At 47.1% G+C, this 14620-nt stretch carries 18 protein-coding genes; 9 read left to right on the top strand and 9 right to left on the bottom strand.

Annotated elements, in window-relative coordinates; genetic code table 11:
• Positions 1 to 63: 63 nt before the first annotated feature.
• Positions 64 to 369, bottom strand: coding sequence for a MerR family transcriptional regulator (locus KNO70_RS06515; RefSeq protein WP_015880942.1), 306 nt, complete (start codon positions 367 to 369; stop codon positions 64 to 66).
• Between the two features lie 120 nt (positions 370 to 489).
• Here KNO70_RS06515 and KNO70_RS06510 point away from each other — a divergent pair, with 120 nt between their 5' ends.
• Positions 490 to 1794 carry an ammonium transporter gene (locus tag KNO70_RS06510; protein WP_251025634.1) on the top strand — a complete coding sequence of 435 codons (1305 nt, stop codon included), beginning with the start codon at positions 490 to 492 and terminating at the stop codon, positions 1792 to 1794.
• A 44-nt stretch (positions 1795 to 1838) separates the two neighbouring features.
• On the opposite strand, the gene KNO70_RS06505 is transcribed toward KNO70_RS06510, so the two are convergent.
• Complete coding sequence (locus tag KNO70_RS06505; RefSeq protein WP_078146423.1) at positions 1839 to 2972, bottom strand: ABC transporter permease; 1134 nt, start codon at positions 2970 to 2972, stop codon at positions 1839 to 1841.
• Positions 2969 to 3706 carry an ABC transporter ATP-binding protein gene (locus KNO70_RS06500; protein WP_251024805.1) on the bottom strand — a complete coding sequence of 246 codons (738 nt, stop codon included), beginning with the start codon at positions 3704 to 3706 and terminating at the stop codon, positions 2969 to 2971. The genes KNO70_RS06505 and KNO70_RS06500 overlap by 4 nt, the downstream gene beginning before the upstream one ends.
• 169 nt (positions 3707 to 3875) lie before the next feature.
• Between KNO70_RS06500 and KNO70_RS06495 the strand changes: the two genes are divergently transcribed.
• Positions 3876 to 4127, top strand: a complete 252-nt coding sequence (locus KNO70_RS06495; RefSeq protein ID WP_031421191.1) for a GlsB/YeaQ/YmgE family stress response membrane protein — start codon at positions 3876 to 3878, stop codon at positions 4125 to 4127.
• 45 nt (positions 4128 to 4172) lie between these two features.
• On the opposite strand, the gene KNO70_RS06490 is transcribed toward KNO70_RS06495, so the two are convergent.
• Positions 4173 to 5222, bottom strand: a complete 1050-nt coding sequence (locus KNO70_RS06490; RefSeq protein WP_214758441.1) for a hypothetical protein — start codon at positions 5220 to 5222, stop codon at positions 4173 to 4175.
• A 129-nt stretch (positions 5223 to 5351) separates the two neighbouring features.
• On the opposite strand from KNO70_RS06490, the gene KNO70_RS06485 reads away from it, so the two are divergent.
• Positions 5352 to 5780, top strand: a complete 429-nt coding sequence (locus KNO70_RS06485) for an HIT family protein (protein ID WP_015880936.1) — start codon at positions 5352 to 5354, stop codon at positions 5778 to 5780.
• Positions 5781 to 5812: 32 nt separating this feature from the next.
• On the opposite strand, the gene KNO70_RS06480 is transcribed toward KNO70_RS06485, so the two are convergent.
• Complete coding sequence (locus tag KNO70_RS06480; RefSeq protein WP_078146420.1) at positions 5813 to 6148, bottom strand: hypothetical protein; 336 nt, start codon at positions 6146 to 6148, stop codon at positions 5813 to 5815.
• Positions 6149 to 6316: 168 nt separating this feature from the next.
• On the opposite strand from KNO70_RS06480, the gene KNO70_RS06475 reads away from it, so the two are divergent.
• Entirely contained in the window at positions 6317 to 6673 is a 357-nt protein-coding gene (locus tag KNO70_RS06475) for a hypothetical protein (protein WP_214685816.1), read from the top strand.
• A 61-nt stretch (positions 6674 to 6734) separates the two neighbouring features.
• Positions 6735 to 7298, top strand: a complete 564-nt coding sequence (locus KNO70_RS06470; RefSeq protein WP_078146419.1) for an HTH-type transcriptional regulator Hpr — start codon at positions 6735 to 6737, stop codon at positions 7296 to 7298.
• Here KNO70_RS06470 and KNO70_RS06465 read toward each other — a convergent pair.
• Positions 7282 to 7620: a DUF1878 family protein gene (locus tag KNO70_RS06465; RefSeq protein WP_237708238.1), complete on the bottom strand. Its 339-nt coding sequence runs from the start codon at positions 7618 to 7620 to the stop codon at positions 7282 to 7284. The two genes, KNO70_RS06470 and KNO70_RS06465, sit on opposite strands and share 17 nt — an antisense overlap.
• 153 nt (positions 7621 to 7773) lie before the next feature.
• Here KNO70_RS06465 and KNO70_RS06460 point away from each other — a divergent pair, with 153 nt between their 5' ends.
• Positions 7774 to 8775 carry a peptidylprolyl isomerase gene (locus KNO70_RS06460; RefSeq protein ID WP_214689357.1) on the top strand — a complete coding sequence of 334 codons (1002 nt, stop codon included), beginning with the start codon at positions 7774 to 7776 and terminating at the stop codon, positions 8773 to 8775.
• Positions 8776 to 8826: 51 nt separating this feature from the next.
• Here the strand turns inward: KNO70_RS06460 and KNO70_RS06455 are convergent, their stop codons facing one another.
• Positions 8827 to 9786 carry an HD domain-containing protein gene (locus KNO70_RS06455; protein ID WP_051829364.1) on the bottom strand — a complete coding sequence of 320 codons (960 nt, stop codon included), beginning with the start codon at positions 9784 to 9786 and terminating at the stop codon, positions 8827 to 8829.
• An 81-nt stretch (positions 9787 to 9867) separates the two neighbouring features.
• On the opposite strand from KNO70_RS06455, the gene KNO70_RS06450 reads away from it, so the two are divergent.
• Genes KNO70_RS06450 through KNO70_RS06440 form a run of 3 tightly spaced genes read left to right on the top strand, consistent with a single transcriptional unit; the run spans position 9868 to position 12177 of the window.
• On the top strand, positions 9868 to 10791 hold the full coding sequence (locus tag KNO70_RS06450) for a magnesium transporter CorA family protein (protein ID WP_214811569.1): 924 nt from the start codon (positions 9868 to 9870) through the stop codon (positions 10789 to 10791).
• 36 nt (positions 10792 to 10827) lie between these two features.
• Positions 10828 to 11919: a DNA polymerase IV gene (gene dinB / locus KNO70_RS06445; RefSeq protein WP_214689366.1), complete on the top strand. Its 1092-nt coding sequence runs from the start codon at positions 10828 to 10830 to the stop codon at positions 11917 to 11919.
• Between the two features lie 39 nt (positions 11920 to 11958).
• Positions 11959 to 12177, top strand: coding sequence for a YhzD family protein (locus tag KNO70_RS06440; RefSeq protein ID WP_015880927.1), 219 nt, complete (start codon positions 11959 to 11961; stop codon positions 12175 to 12177).
• A gap of 40 nt (positions 12178 to 12217) precedes the next feature.
• Here KNO70_RS06440 and KNO70_RS06435 read toward each other — a convergent pair whose 3' ends face one another.
• Both KNO70_RS06435 and KNO70_RS06430 read right to left on the bottom strand, forming a co-directional pair.
• Complete coding sequence (locus KNO70_RS06435) at positions 12218 to 12709, bottom strand: hypothetical protein (RefSeq protein ID WP_214811566.1); 492 nt, start codon at positions 12707 to 12709, stop codon at positions 12218 to 12220.
• A 62-nt stretch (positions 12710 to 12771) separates the two neighbouring features.
• Positions 12772 to 14547: an SLC13 family permease gene (locus KNO70_RS06430; protein ID WP_214811564.1), complete on the bottom strand. Its 1776-nt coding sequence runs from the start codon at positions 14545 to 14547 to the stop codon at positions 12772 to 12774.
• Positions 14548 to 14620 lie beyond the last annotated feature (73 nt).

Here is a 14620-nt window from a genome sequence, read left to right as displayed (position 1 = left end):
CATTATACAGAAATTAATTAGAATTATGCTAATGTGAAGCATTTTCATTGTGTTTTCTTTGTGTCATTTTTTTGTCGGAAATGTTCGGAAGGCTGAATTCAACTGACCCCGAATCAAATCATCCCGCTGTTTCGCCGACAATCGTCGTTCTCGTTCTTTAATATCTTGAATTCGCCATCCATCTTCTAGTTTGGTCGCCACTTCGACTAAACGTTCCACGTCATGGAAAGAATATTTACGTGAACCACCTTTTGTACGTTCCGGAAAGACGAGACCTTTTTCTTCATAATACCGAATTTGGCGCTCTGAAAGTCCCGTCAACTCAGTCACGACACCCATCCCGATCACTTTCTTCGATTTGTAGTCCATTCAGCCTCGCCTCCTTAATAAAAAAACTATGTCAGATAATCTGACAAAATGCAATCCAGCATGCAATTTTCGTTTTACACTGAAGTCAACTTTTGGAAAGCACCTAAGAAAAAGGAGGGCATGAACATGGAAGACATTCTCTATTATATGGACACGCTGTATGTACTCATCGCTGCATTGCTCGTATTGACGATGCAATTAGGTTTCGGATTACTCGAGACGGGGACACTTCGGGCGAAGAACGCCGGTCACGTCGCGGTCAAACAAATTATCAGCCTCTCTGTGGCGGCACTCGCTTTTTGGGCGGTCGGGTTCGGCCTCTCGTTCGGTGACGGGACAACTTGGTTTGGGACAGAAGGATTCTTCTTAAGCGGATCGTTCACAAGCCTCGACTGGGCGAACGTCTCAATCGACATCAAGTTCTTATTCCAGTTATCATTCGTTGCAGTTTCTCTCGCCATCGCGTGGGGTGGATTTGCAGAACGGGCTAAGCTTTCTGCCTACGTTCTGTTCGGTATCTTCTTCGTTGCCATCCTCTATCCAATCGTCGCTCGCTCAGTATGGGCTGGTGGAATGCTCGGATCAATGGGGATGCAAGACTTCGCAGGTTCGGCGGTCGTTCACCTTCAAGGTGGGATGGCGGCTCTCATGGCAACAATCATTTTGAAACCACGTCGTAAAACGGAATCACTCGCTGGTCATAACCATGTGTTAACAGTCGTGGGCGGTCTCGTCCTTTGGCTTTGCTGGTTCGGCTTTAACGCCGGTTCGACAATGTCGGTCGCTGACGGATTCTTCGGTTACGTCGCATTGACAACGATGCTCGCCACAGCAGCTGGTGCGCTCGGTGCTCTGACCATCGTCATGCTCCATCGGAAGACGGCGGATATCCCGACAATCGTCAACGGAGTACTCGGGGCGCTCGTCGCCATCACGGCAGCATGTGCGTTCGTCGAACCGTGGGCAGCCGTCGTCATTGGGGCACTCGCATCGGTTGCAACATATGGAACGAGCATCTTGATGGCGAAGTATGTGGATGACCCGCTCTGCGCCTTCTCCGTACACGGAGTCGCTGGAATCATCGGAACACTCGCACTCGGCTTCTTCGCATCGCCTCGACTCGTTGAGATCACAGGGATCGGTTCTGCCGGACTCTTCTACGGTGGCGGATTGACACAGCTCGGTGTACAAACACTCGGTGTGTTGATCGCGATGGTCATCGCCGGCGGTGGAAGTTACACCTTCTTGAAACTTCTCGATGTCACAATCGGACTCCGTGTCACAGAAGAACAAGAAGATGTCGGCCTCGACATCGCAGAACATGGTGTATCGGCATACGGTGAAGTCGAAGAAACGACTGAGAAACCAGGACGCCTCCCGAAGATTCTCGGTTCGAGCGTATCGGTCATGTCACCTAAAAAATAATCTACTCACGTGAGAAGGACATCCTGTGCGGGATGTCCTTCTTTTTATTTCAATCGATTCAAGTAATAGCGTGTGACCATGACAGACAAGACCAATCCGACCGCCGCATCCCATGTGGCACCAAAAGCGATGGATGCAATCGCAAGAACGACGGACTGGATGACGAGCAGTCGCATCGCCCACCACGAATACCCTGCGATTCGCTCATCGCGTGTGATTGGAAGCCAGGAAACGATGGAAACCGCCTCTAACCGTTTAAATAACGGAACGAGCTGCAACGCGGTCAAGCCTACGAAGAGCGGCGTGACCAATCCGACGTACCATCCTCCCGACATCCACATGACAATGAGCGCCACCACTGTCAAGCGAAGAATCAAATCAAGTGAGTCGTTCGAACGGAGAATGCGAAGTCCGTACACGTAACGCGATGCATCTACGCGCCGTAGGACCCGATTTTCTAGAAGCCGCGTCAACACCCGGCGCTCTCGAACCTCTTCTTTCAAGGTCGGCAAATCGACGAACCAGCTGATCACTCGTTCAAACTGAGCCCGACTCTTCTCCTCAAGCACCAACCAGTGTAAGAGTGGGATGCGCTCGTTTCGTTTCACATGTAAGAAAATGAACGGCATGAACGCGGGCACCCATGCCCACGCTGTCCAATCCATTAAAAGACAAGCGCCGCTCACGAGCGCAAACGGTAGGATTGTCCATTCACGTACGCCTTCCACTTTTGCCAAACGACCTGCAGCTGACAACATGACCATCGTCACGACGACGGATAACACTTCGATACTCGTATAACTCTCTGTCCGTACGAGGAGCGGTAGTAAAACGAGAAGGACGAGCAATCCACGCAATGCAGCAAACACGAGATTAAATAAACGTACCCCCACCATATAAGAACGAATATCCCCTAACTCCGGAAGCAAAAATACTTGATCCGCCTCTTGAATGAACGTTCGCGGGCGATGACCGAGTGGCATGAGCAATAGGACCCCCGCGGCAATCCACGTTCCTGGGAATGTCCCATCGATTCGTTCTAAGAAGTTATTGTAGACGAACGCCCCGTAAATCAAGGTGAAATAGAGCGTGAACAACAGTCCCCCGTTCGCAACGTAGCGGCTGTACTTGACGACCTCTTCCATCCAGGTTCCGAACCTTGCTGTAAATCGATTCATGACGACCGTTCCTCCGAAGCGATTGCTTCTACATATATATCATCAAGTGTCGCATCAGGCGACAATCGATACACGTTGCGCAACTCGGCCGCTGTTCCGCTCGCAATGACGACTCCTTGATGAAGGAAGACGAATCGGTCGCAGTGCCGCTCCGCCGTCTCAAGGATATGGGTGGACATTAAAATCGCGCAATCTTGTTTATATTCATCAAATAATTGAAGCAACTGACGAATGGCTAGTGGGTCTAGACCAACAAATGGTTCATCAACAATCAAGAGCGGCGTTTTCGTCACGAGCGCACACAAGATCATCGCTTTTTGACGCATCCCTTTTGAAAAGACGGAAGGGAACCAGGCGAGTTGCTTTTCCATCCGCATTTCTTTCGCCAAACGTTTCGTGCGCGCAGCCAACTCGTCTGGATTCACATCGTACGCCTTCCCCATCAATTCAATATGTTCTTGCAACGTTAACGTTTCATACAAAATCGGTGTCTCCGGTATGTAACTCACTTTCTTACGATAATTCTTTTCGGAAGAATCTAATGTCTCGCCATCAATTTCGATTTTTCCGGAGAGGGGTGACAATAACCCCAAAATGTGTTTGATTGTCGTCGACTTTCCAGCTCCGTTTAGCCCTATCAACCCGACGAGTTCCCCTTTTTTTACTTCAAACGAAATGTCATGCAAAACTTGTTTACCGAAATATCCGCCGTTCAATCGATCGACGTGCAGCATGAAAACCACACCTTTCATTTTCATCTTTTTTTCTTGGTATATGTTTTAAATGTTGTCACATGGGAATAATCTGAACTGTAAGGCATTTTAAAATAAAACATCAATACTTCCATTGTTCCACAAAATCGTTGTAAAGAACAATGGGAAAACAGAGGAAGGAGAATGATTTATGGGGTTTATTCTTTATTTGATTATCGGGGGTATCATCGGTTGGTTAGCAGGATTGATTTTAGGTAAGGACGTACCAGGTGGAATCATTGGTAACATCATCGCGGGGATCATCGGTGCATGGTTGGGTGGACTTATCTTTGGTGACTTCGGACCAATCGTTGCGGATATCGCGATTATCCCGGCTCTAATCGGTGCGATTATTTTGATCTTGATTGTATCATTCGTTATGAAATCAATGCGTAAAAAATAAGATTATGTATCGGAGGGGCTTCCATTACGGAATGTCCCTCTTTTTTCATTGGATCAATAAATACATCGTGTCGTTCTTTTCGATAAACTGTTTTTCGGTTTCAAGACCAAAGAACGTAAAGAATGATTCGAAGAACGATTGACCGTAATCCCACTCTGTTCCGAGCGGGTGTTCCGATTTCGTTTTCGGTTCACCGAGGAGGGCAATCAAATCATCCGGTCGTTTATCGAGGTCGACCTGAATCGATTCCACTTCCTCATCTTTAAACGTGACAGTCAATCGCTCATAGTCCCATTTTCCTTCACGCTTTCCAGCTGGTTCACCAAGCGTTTCTTGAACCTGCTGACTCGACTGTCCAATTAACGAATCGACCGTTTCGAGTGAATGACCCGTTTGCGCCTCCACTTCAATTTCAATCAACTCAGCCCGCTTCAAATCAAATTGTCCGGCAATGGCTTCGTTCGATTCAGGCATAAGCGCATACTCAATGGATTTAGAAGATATCAATTGAATCGTTTCGGTTTCCGTGACCGTCTCTCCATTTGTCACCGCTACCGCTTTGACATCATATTGTCCCGGCATCTGTTCAAACGATAACGTATCATCGGCTTCATCAATCCGTCCTACCTGTTGCCTATCAATCCAAATATTCGTCAATGGGACGTCCGAGGTCACATCAATTTGTTGTGGGAGTAGTTCAATCCGATAGTCAGAAAAGCCATATCGCCCTTCCCCCGTATCGATCAAACGAAATAATCCGTCCGCCTCCATTCCCGATGTTCGGTCGGCCCGGTCTTTCGCAACTTCTGCGATGGCCTCTCCTCGAATGGACTTTTCAGCGTTCAACCACCCCATGAATCGCAGAGCCTCCGCTCGCGATAAAGGTTCTCCAAGATATTCGACTTTTTCTTCAAAAAAGGTACGGTCTTCTTCTAATAAGGCCTCTTTGAACGCGACGTGAATTTTATCTTGTTCTGCCGCCGGCTTGTATGCATATATATAGAAAACAATGGCTCCAACTAAAATCGTTAAACTAGATATCAACAGAAAGACTTTCGGACTCCGTTCTTTTTTTCTACTTCTCGTATATGGCATGTGCTCACCTCCTTTGCTCTCACTTATCTTCTATTATAGAGGGAATCCATCTCGCTTCCTATCGTTCTTGCGCCCGAACTTCCGTGTTATGATGGAACAGAAACGACATTTAAGAATGGAGGAATGAAGATGCACACAGATCCGACCTGTATCTTTTGTAAAATCGCGAAACAAGAAATCCCATCTTATCGGGTATATGAAGACGAAGCGGTCGTCGCTTTCCTCGACCTCTCTCAAGTGACGAAAGGACATACGCTCGTCATCCCGAAACATCATGCGAAAAACGTATATGAATTGCCAGAAGACGTGGCAGCAGACGTCTTCAAACGCGTCCCTACCATCGCCAAAGCGATTCAACGTGAAACGGGTGCCATCGGAATGAACGTCTTATCGAATGCCGAGGAAGTTGCCGGACAAACGGTGTATCACTTCCATATCCATTTGATTCCGCGCTTTGGACACGAAGATGGATTCGGTGCGAAGTGGATTACACAAAACGACGCTTTCACGTCAGAAGAACTCACTACCCTTGCATCAAATATTCATGCCCACGTATAAACAGAAAGAGACCCGTCATCGACGGGTCTCTTTTATGATTGATTGATTGAGTCACGATGGCGTTTTCGTTCCTCTTCTAGTTGCGCCCGCTCGACCTGAAGCTTGATTGCCACTTCATATAACTGTTGACGCGTCTTGACAGATGTCGCTTGTTCAAATTCTTTTCGTAATTCTGTTAGACGGGCATCTATTTCAAACATCCGCTTTTCTCGCATCGATTCTTCACGTGCCTGTTCCGTTTGCTTCGACGCCTCGTATCCCGCCTCTAGTGTATTCATAATGGATTCGGCCCAAGTGTCATCTCCCAGTCGTTTCGCAGCGAGATACAGGTCAAGCATGTCATCTACCCAACGCTTCGCTTTCTCCACTGAGGATCACCTTCCTTTACCTGTATTTTAAAATAAAATGATTTTTCGGTCAAAAATGAATGTTCTGAAAAATTTTATTTGCGATATAGGTTTTTAATCACTCTTTTTTGGTAAAATAATATGAAAAGAATGTAATTCTGATTATCCGAGCTTGAGGAGGGGAATGAATTGTCGAGTCGCCAACGTCGAGATTGGATTGCTTTCGGCTTTGTTTTAGCATTTTTAGGAGTCGCCACGGTGAAGAAACTGGCGCGAGGAACTGCAAATGATGCCGCTGCTCAACAACATCGAGCATCTACAATCACTACGCTAAAAGAACAATTTGGGAATGTGGCGAAACATGTATCGCAGGTTGCCGCCGCGGGAAAACTGCAAGGAAAAGAATTGACTGACCAAGTGAAAGCCGAAGTCGAACGCTATCAACAAGACATTCAGCCTTCAGTCGAGCGCATCCAAGGGAACCTTCAGGAACTCTCGAACGTACAGTCTGCTATGACTGACAAAACCGTCAATCAAACACAGTGAGTGTTTGAGGTCATCGTCCGTCGATTACATTTGACTTTTTATCCGGAAAGGATGGATCGAGATGGAACACGAAAAAGAATTCACTGGCCCTGAGGCCATGCTCTATAGCCACAAAATCATTCAATTGAGTAAGGCTTTGTGGAAAACCGTCGAAAAAGACTGGCAAAACTGGATCAAACCGTTCGACTTAAATATCAATGAACATCACATCTTATGGATTGCCCACGCTTTAGGCGGTGCATCGATTTCAGAAATTGCGAAATATGGCGTCATGCACGTCTCGACTGCTTTCAACTTCTCGAAGAAGTTAGAGGATCGTGGATTACTTACGTTTTCTAAAAAAGAGACGGACAAACGAAACACGTACGTTCAATTGACACCTGAAGGCGAATCGTTATTACTCGAAACGATTCACGCATTCGACCCAGAAGGAAACGGCGTATTCCACGCTTCCCTTCCGCTTCAAGAACTATATGGAAAGTTCCCTGACTTAACAGATATGACGGCTATCGTACGTCGCTTGTATGGGGATAACTTTATGGATATCTTTGCGGAAACGTCAAAAATGATCACAGAAGAGGCAGGCAGACGCCCTGATGAGGATGAACTCAGTCAAGAAGCCTGACCTGCCGATAAAGTGGTTCTGTGACGTCTAATGCGATTCCTTGTCGGACGCATGCCTCAAGAATCGTTTTGACGTCAAGTCTCACATCTAACATACCTGCAAAATGGACGAGCAATGGTTCTATGGACGTATATCCGTAGCGCAATTGCTCGTTTTGCTGCGCCCGAATCTCCTCAAGCAATTGATAAAATGACTCGACTTCTTGTTTCGTCAAATTCGCTCGAATCACTTCATATTCGAACGGACGGTCTGTCCAATCGACAATCTCGAGTAAGATCTTCATCTGATAGGCTAAATGCTCGACCTTCTCCTCTAGTGACACTTCCCTCACCCCATCATTTCACATTCTATTTCATCATTATACGACAGGATTGTGTGCTATGATACTGTACAGACAAGAGAACAGCTGTCATGATTAGGAAAATGTGATATAGTCGGACTTAGAAACTTTAAAGAATTATTAGGGGTGGAATACATGTCAAACGGAATGACGAACGAACCAAAAAAGCAAGATAAAAAATTCTCAACTGGCGCACTCGTGGGTGCATCTGCAATCGCACTCATCATCGGTGCTGGCGGTACGTATGCGGCAACGAACGCAGGCGGCGGAGAGTCAGATAATTCAGCAGTCGTCACATATAAAGGCGGCGAAATCACACGCGGTGAAATCGCGGATATGAGCTATGATCGCATGGTGCCACAACTCGCATTCCAAGAGACGATGAATGCACTTCTTGAAAAAGAATACGGTGACCAAGTCGACCAAGAAAAAGTAGATGAAGAGTTCAGCAAGACAGAAGAACAGTTCAACTCAGAAGAAGAGTTCGAACAAGCGATTCAACAAGCCGGTATGAGCGGTACGGAAGAGTTTAAAGAAGCGCTTCGCGGACAAATGCTCGTTGACGCTGCGAAATCGAAACTTGTCGATGTGACCGATGAAGAAATCGAAGCACAATTCGCAAAAGAGAACGTGGAAGTGGAAGCTAGCCACATCCTCGTTGAAACTGAAGAAGAAGCACAAGACATCATCAAAGAGTTGAATGACGGTGCAGACTTCGCTGAACTTGCGAAAGAAAAATCAACGGATACTGGTTCAGGAGAACAAGGTGGAGAACTCGGTTTCTTCTCTGCTGGTAAGATGGTACCTGAATTCGAAGAGTACGCATTCAAAGAAGATGTCGTTGGTAAAATCTCTGAACCGGTTCAATCTCAGTTCGGTTTCCATGTCATCAAAGTGACAGACCGTAAAGAGAAAGACTTGAAACTCGAAGACGAGAAAGATCGCATTCGTGAAGAATTGGCAGCTGAAAAATCAGCTTCTGTCGATGCGAACAAAATTTACGCGGAGTTGATTGAAAAATACAACGTTGACGTAAAAGATGCAAAAGCAGAACAACAATTTGACGCCGTTAAAGAAGCCATTAAAAACGCAGACGAGTCTTCAGAAGAACCTGCAGCAGAATCAACTGAAAAGTAATCACAAAGGGGCGCTCCAGCAATGGAGTACCCCTTTTTCGTTGATCATCTATTATAGATTCGGGCGATAGAAGGCACGGTTATCGAGTGCCATGACACGCTCCGTGAATGTCCCCGGCTCGACCCCTTCATACGCTTTCTCAAACATATTCATGCGCGCATCAATGTTATCAATAAAGAATAACATCTCCGCTTCAGGCAACTGTGGCGTATTCGCAGAGCCCCATTCCGGCTTCCCGTGATGGCTTAAGACGAGATGTTGCAACAGTGTCGTCACTTCACGGTCCGTACCCAGTTCCCGTGACACGACTTCAAGCTCCGATGCCATGAGTGACAAATGACCGAGTAATTTTCCTTCAAGTGTGTATTCTGGCGTAATCGCATCAGACAATTCGATGACTTTCGCTAAATCATGCAAAATGACACCTGCAATCAAAAGATCACGATTCAAGGATGGATACAGTTCACACATCGTATCCGCGAGCTTCAACATCGACATCACATGAAATGCTAGTCCTGAATAGACCGCATGATGATGTCGAACGGCAGCCGGGTACGTAAAGTATGCCTCTTCGTGACGATTGACGACTTCCTCGACAAGACGGCGAATCTCATCGTGTTGAAGTGACGTAATGAATCCACGAATCGTCGTCTCGAGCTCTGACTTCGGAATGGGAGCTGAGCGGACGTACGGTGCGATATCCACTTCCTGCTCGATGATCGAAATTTGTTTTAGTTTCAACTGGGTGCGCCCGCGATAGTCCATCACTTCACCGGCCGCATGGACGATTTTTTTCGTCGCATACTTCTCAGTATCGGCACTATCCCATAATTTCGTTTCGATTTCACCACTCTCGTCGCAAAGGATTAATGTTAAATAAGGTTTTCCGTTCCCGGCAAGTCCCTTATACGATTGTTTGATCATGACATATTGGTCTAGCGTGTCGCCCACTTTGAGCTGACCGATTTTTGTCGTCAATGAAAGCACCTCTCTCTTGTTCAGTACCTTCATCTTAACGAAAGTTTGCGACAGATGCCAACATTCCTGACAATTTGGGAATACTATCAATATAGTGAATTGGAGGAATGGATGATGGAATGGGATTGGTATACACGACCGGAAGATTATGTGCATGTTGATCAGCAATATGCCCAAGCCTCTACGTATTGGCTTGAACAATTGACGACTTCGAATGTGACGAAGATTGTCGTCGAAAATGGATATATGTATGGTTCACTCACGCTCGACTATGAACAGTTAGAACGGGAGCCACAAAAAATTGGACACTACTTCATTGGGCCTGATTTTTTATGGACAATCGGCTTTGATGATTTGCACCATGAGTCCGTTCTTGCCAAACAATGTGATTCTCCGATCGAGGCGTTTTACGAGTTGCTTGCCGAACGGATGAACAACTACTTTCATGGCATCGATGAATTTGAAGAACGATTGATGGCCGCTCAAAGGGAAATGACGGGACAAGTTCCCGCTACGTTCATGAATGAGATTTTTGGTCTTCGCAGTGAGATCGAACGGTGGTCCGATACGGTCACCCCATATAAGGAGCTTGTCATGGCGGGACGAGAGGCTTTTTTAACGATCGATTTACAGCAGTTGAAGTCGTATCAACTTGCCGATTATCGAGTCAGTCGATTGCTGACACTCATCAATCATTATCAAGAAGACGTGATTGCGATGACAGACCTCGCCTCCACCCTGTCAAACTTCCGAGGGAACGAAATCATGAAGGCACTAACCGTCTTCACGGCGCTGACGACTCCCGTCGTTGCATTCGGTGCGGTTTGGGGAATGAACTTTAAAAACATGCCTGAACTGGAATGGCCGCTTGGATATGGATTCGCCTGGCTCATGATTCTTCTCTTCACGCTCATCATCCAAGTGTGGCTGAAACGGAAGAATTGGATCGGGTCATTGCTACAGTTTCCGAATCAGACGACTTCAACGAAACATCGGTCAAAACAAAAATCTCAAAAAACGAACAAAAGTTCGGTATAATGAAAGAAAAGTGATTCACACAAGAAAGGTGATGTTATGGAACGACTCATCATTCATGTGGACATGGACGCATTTTATGCCTCTGTCGAACAGCGTGACCGTCCTAACTTACGAGGAAAGCCCGTCATCGTCGGAGGTCCTCCCCACAGCCGCGGGGTCGTCGCGACATGTTCCTATGAGGCGAGGAAATACGGCGTACACAGCGCGATGTCATCACGTCGCGCTTTTGCCTTGTGTCCCCATGCGACGTTTGTCAAACCACGGTTTCAGGCCTATCGACAAGTCAGCGCACAAGTGATGGAGATTTTTAAGTCGGTCACACCGCTCGTCGAACCACTCTCGCTCGATGAGGCTTACCTCGATGTGACGGAGAATTCGTTATTGAGTACATCCGGACCCTTTATCGCCCGGTATATATTAGGCGAGATTAAGCGTCGCACCGGCCTCACTGCATCTGCCGGAGTCGCACCGTCAAAGTTTGTCGCGAAAATCGCTTCAGGATTTGAGAAACCAAATGGACTCACGGTCGTTCCGCTCGATGAAGTGGCAACCTTTCTGGCTCCCCTCTCCATCGAAGCCATGCATGGAGTCGGAAAAGTGACCGCCCAAACGCTTTATAAAAGTGGTTATCATACGATCGGTGACCTTCAACAAACTCGTCCTGAGCAACTGAAAGCCATCTTTGGACATGATCGTGGGCACCAACTATATGAACTGGCACACGGACGTGATACGCGTCCTGTCGTGGCCACGCGAGAGCGTAAGTCGATTGGGTCAGAAACGACGTTTGCATTTGATATCGATGACCCGGAAGAAGTGTTCGAACGGGTCATCCCAGAGATGGAGGACGTATTGCGTCAGCTCGATCGCCGCGACTTGAGCTGTCAAACGGTCACCATCAAAATAAAGACGAGCGAGTTTCAGGCTCGGAGTCATCAAATCAAATTAAACCACCCGACGCATGACCATGATGAGATTAGACGACTTGCCAGACGTCTTTTCGACGAGATGAACGTCATCGAGCCCGTCCGCTTGATCGGACTGACCGTATCCGATTTGATTCCCCGAACTGAATCGACACGACAGCTGACATTCGACGAACTGACAAAACCTTCTCTTGAAGAATGAATGACCATTCATTAAAATGAAGAAAAGGGGGTCGTGTGAATGGAAACATACACGGTGACAGGATTTGAAAATGATGGCACGCTCGTATTGAATGAAATGTTCGAAGCGAGCGACGATCAGTCGGCTAAACAAAAAGGGCTCGACATGCTTCGTGCTGCTGGACATGAGCATAAAGGGGCGCGTATCGTACGACGGGGGCAACTCATCTACTTCGAGCGTTGCAAATTACCGGGGAAACTGAAAGGGACGGCATCTTAACAAAAGTAGACCAGGACAATGATTGTCTTGGTCTACTTTTTCATTCACCATATTTTTTATTCCACGCATCCTGCCATTCTTGAAGATCGGGGTGAATATCTTCAAGCGATTCTCCGCTCAAACTATATCCGTTCCCTAAACCTGATCCGTCTGTCACGGGGAATGATGTCCCGCCGATGACCTTTCCATCCACGATCATTACCGAGACAGCAGTCTGACCGGCGGGAGATTGCTCACCAATCGGATGATCTTTCACCGTAAAGTTTTCGTAGTAGATGGTCTTACCCACGTATTCATCCGGTGATACGGTTTGTAGTCCCCAAACGTTCCGTTCACGATCCTCTGCCAGTTCCTCTAAGGTTAAAGTACTCGTATGCTCTCCTTCAAAAGAAACGATCGAGTACTGTTGCTCCTCGAGATACGCTTCGGCCACCTGCCCGTTCTCCGTCATCTCCGGTTCTGATTCAGTTTCCATCTCTTTCCCACACGCAACAAGAAACAGGCAGAAGAATACAATCATCCATTTTTTCATCATCGTCCCCCCTTTCATCTGCTGATTCCTCTATTTTCGATACTCGTCCCCAAACCTCCTATTCAAAATGGGAAAAGGATGAGAATCATCAGAATTCCTATAATGCCCGTGATGAGTTGCAACGGCACACCGACTTTGACAAAATCCATAAATCGATAGTTACCGATACTAAAGACCATCGCATTTGTCGGAGATCCGAACGGGGTCATAAAAGCGAGTGACGCCGAGATGGCGACCGCAACGACGAATGGAACCGGACTGACAGTCATCGATTCGGCGAGTGCAATCGCTAAGGGGACAAACAAAATAGCGGTCGCTGTATTCGAGATGATTTGACTAAGGAGCATGGTCGAGACGAATAAGACGACGAGTACCCATATAGGACCAAAGTCGGCAAACGTCCTTTCAATCCATTCAACGACCCATCCCATGATTCCCGCCTTTTCAAGCGCCGTTCCTACCGGGATCATGGCCGCAATCAAGACGAGCGAGGACCATTGAATAGATTGATAGGCGACGTCCATCTGTCGGACGGCCCCACTCAACACCATCGCTAGCGCAGCCATCCATACGGCAACGGTCGGATCGACCCATTCGAATATGAACAGGAGCAACAACATGAGCATGATGATGCCTGCTGCAAGCTGATGACGCCCCGATACGACTCGATTGGCTACCTCGGTCACCCGTTCATTTGATAACAGGTCATGTGTCTCTCTTTCCATCCGCTCTAAATCATCCCATGTCCCCTGTACCATCAACATGTCTCCTTGCTTCAACGGGGTGTCTGTCAATCGCACGTGTGCGATCTCTTCTTGTGGTCGGATGACTTTCAAGACATTGACATGAAATTGATTACGTAACTGACTCTCACCGATACGCTTCCCGATTAATCGACTCACCCCTGGGACCGTGAACAGGAGAACCCCTCCGGTTTGATCATCTACACGGGTGGCCTCAATCGGTTCAAATGGTATCTGTTCTTTTTCAGAAAAGTTCTGAACGTGCCGTTCCTCACCGCTGACAAGTAATTCCCCCGCACGTAGTACGGTGTCCGCATGAGCCGTCTCATGATGGTGCCGTCCATGAACTCGTTCCTTCAAGACTATAACCCCTTCATGAGACCATGAAAGGTCACGTAACTGTTTCCCAATTAACGGATGACTCTTTGCAATCGACATCACATAGACGTTTGGACGCAATGGCTCACTTATCTCCGTCTTCAACCACTGTTTCGCCCCTTCTTGATGGAGTAAGCGATTCCCGATTAGACGGAAATAGATCAATCCAATCACCATCACGACCAGACCAATTGGAAACAATGAAAAGAATCCGAGCGGTTCATCTGTGATGCCACGGAGCGCTTCTGCCGCAACGAGATTGGGAGGTGTCCCAATCAGTGTCATTGTTCCACCAATGCTAGAAAAAAAGGCGAGTGGCATGAGATAAGAATCCGTAGACTGTTGGATTTTTCGTGCCATTACCATCACAACAGGAATGAGCAAAGCGACGGTCCCCGTATTGGACATGACACTCGACAAGAGCGTCACCGTCAACATAAACAGATAGAATAAACGCGTCGCATTCCCTCCTGCGTATGGAACAAGCAAAGAAGCCAACCGTTCCGCCAGACCAGAATGAAACAATCCCGCTCCGACCACGAACAGTCCAGCAATCATCAAGACGACCGGATTGGAGAAACCAGCCATCGCCTCACCTGGGGTCAATTGTTGTGTGAGCACGAGGCAAACAAGTCCAATCAATGCCACTAAATCCGCCCGTAACCATCCTGCTATAAAAAAGAAAATCATCCCTAAAAGGATTATCACCGTGATCATGCTGATTCACCCTTTCGCTATTGTCACAATTTCATTATAACCCACTTTATGTAAGCGCTTACTTAAAGCGTGT

This window comes from Exiguobacterium sp. s181 (genome assembly GCF_018617125.1).
Classification (GTDB): domain Bacteria; phylum Bacillota; class Bacilli; order Exiguobacteriales; family Exiguobacteriaceae; genus Exiguobacterium; species Exiguobacterium profundum.
This window is presented reverse-complemented; position numbering and strand designations above follow the sequence as displayed.

Bases quoted from the DNA above. Each gene is read 5' to 3' on its own strand.
- KNO70_RS06510 (WP_251025634.1), top strand. From the start codon at position 490: ATGAACATGGAAGACATTCTCTATTATATGGACACGCTGTATGTACTC.
- KNO70_RS06505 (WP_078146423.1), bottom strand. From the start codon at position 2,972: ATGAATCGATTTACAGCAAGGTTCGGAACCTGGATGGAAGAGGTCGTC.
- KNO70_RS06435 (WP_214811566.1), bottom strand. From the start codon at position 12,709: ATGAAAAAATGGATGATTGTATTCTTCTGCCTGTTTCTTGTTGCGTGT.
- KNO70_RS06455 (WP_051829364.1), bottom strand. From the start codon at position 9,786: ATGAAGGTACTGAACAAGAGAGAGGTGCTTTCATTGACGACAAAAATC.
- KNO70_RS06500 (WP_251024805.1), bottom strand. From the start codon at position 3,706: ATGCTGCACGTCGATCGATTGAACGGCGGATATTTCGGTAAACAAGTT.
- KNO70_RS06450 (WP_214811569.1), top strand. From the start codon at position 9,868: ATGGAATGGGATTGGTATACACGACCGGAAGATTATGTGCATGTTGAT.
- KNO70_RS06430 (WP_214811564.1), bottom strand. From the start codon at position 14,547: ATGATCACGGTGATAATCCTTTTAGGGATGATTTTCTTTTTTATAGCA.
- KNO70_RS06490 (WP_214758441.1), bottom strand. From the start codon at position 5,222: ATGCCATATACGAGAAGTAGAAAAAAAGAACGGAGTCCGAAAGTCTTT.
- dinB (WP_214689366.1), top strand. From the start codon at position 10,828: ATGGAACGACTCATCATTCATGTGGACATGGACGCATTTTATGCCTCT.
- KNO70_RS06515 (WP_015880942.1), bottom strand. From the start codon at position 369: ATGGACTACAAATCGAAGAAAGTGATCGGGATGGGTGTCGTGACTGAG.
- KNO70_RS06460 (WP_214689357.1), top strand. From the start codon at position 7,774: ATGTCAAACGGAATGACGAACGAACCAAAAAAGCAAGATAAAAAATTC.
- KNO70_RS06485 (WP_015880936.1), top strand. From the start codon at position 5,352: ATGCACACAGATCCGACCTGTATCTTTTGTAAAATCGCGAAACAAGAA.
- KNO70_RS06470 (WP_078146419.1), top strand. From the start codon at position 6,735: ATGGAACACGAAAAAGAATTCACTGGCCCTGAGGCCATGCTCTATAGC.
- KNO70_RS06440 (WP_015880927.1), top strand. From the start codon at position 11,959: ATGGAAACATACACGGTGACAGGATTTGAAAATGATGGCACGCTCGTA.
- KNO70_RS06495 (WP_031421191.1), top strand. From the start codon at position 3,876: ATGGGGTTTATTCTTTATTTGATTATCGGGGGTATCATCGGTTGGTTA.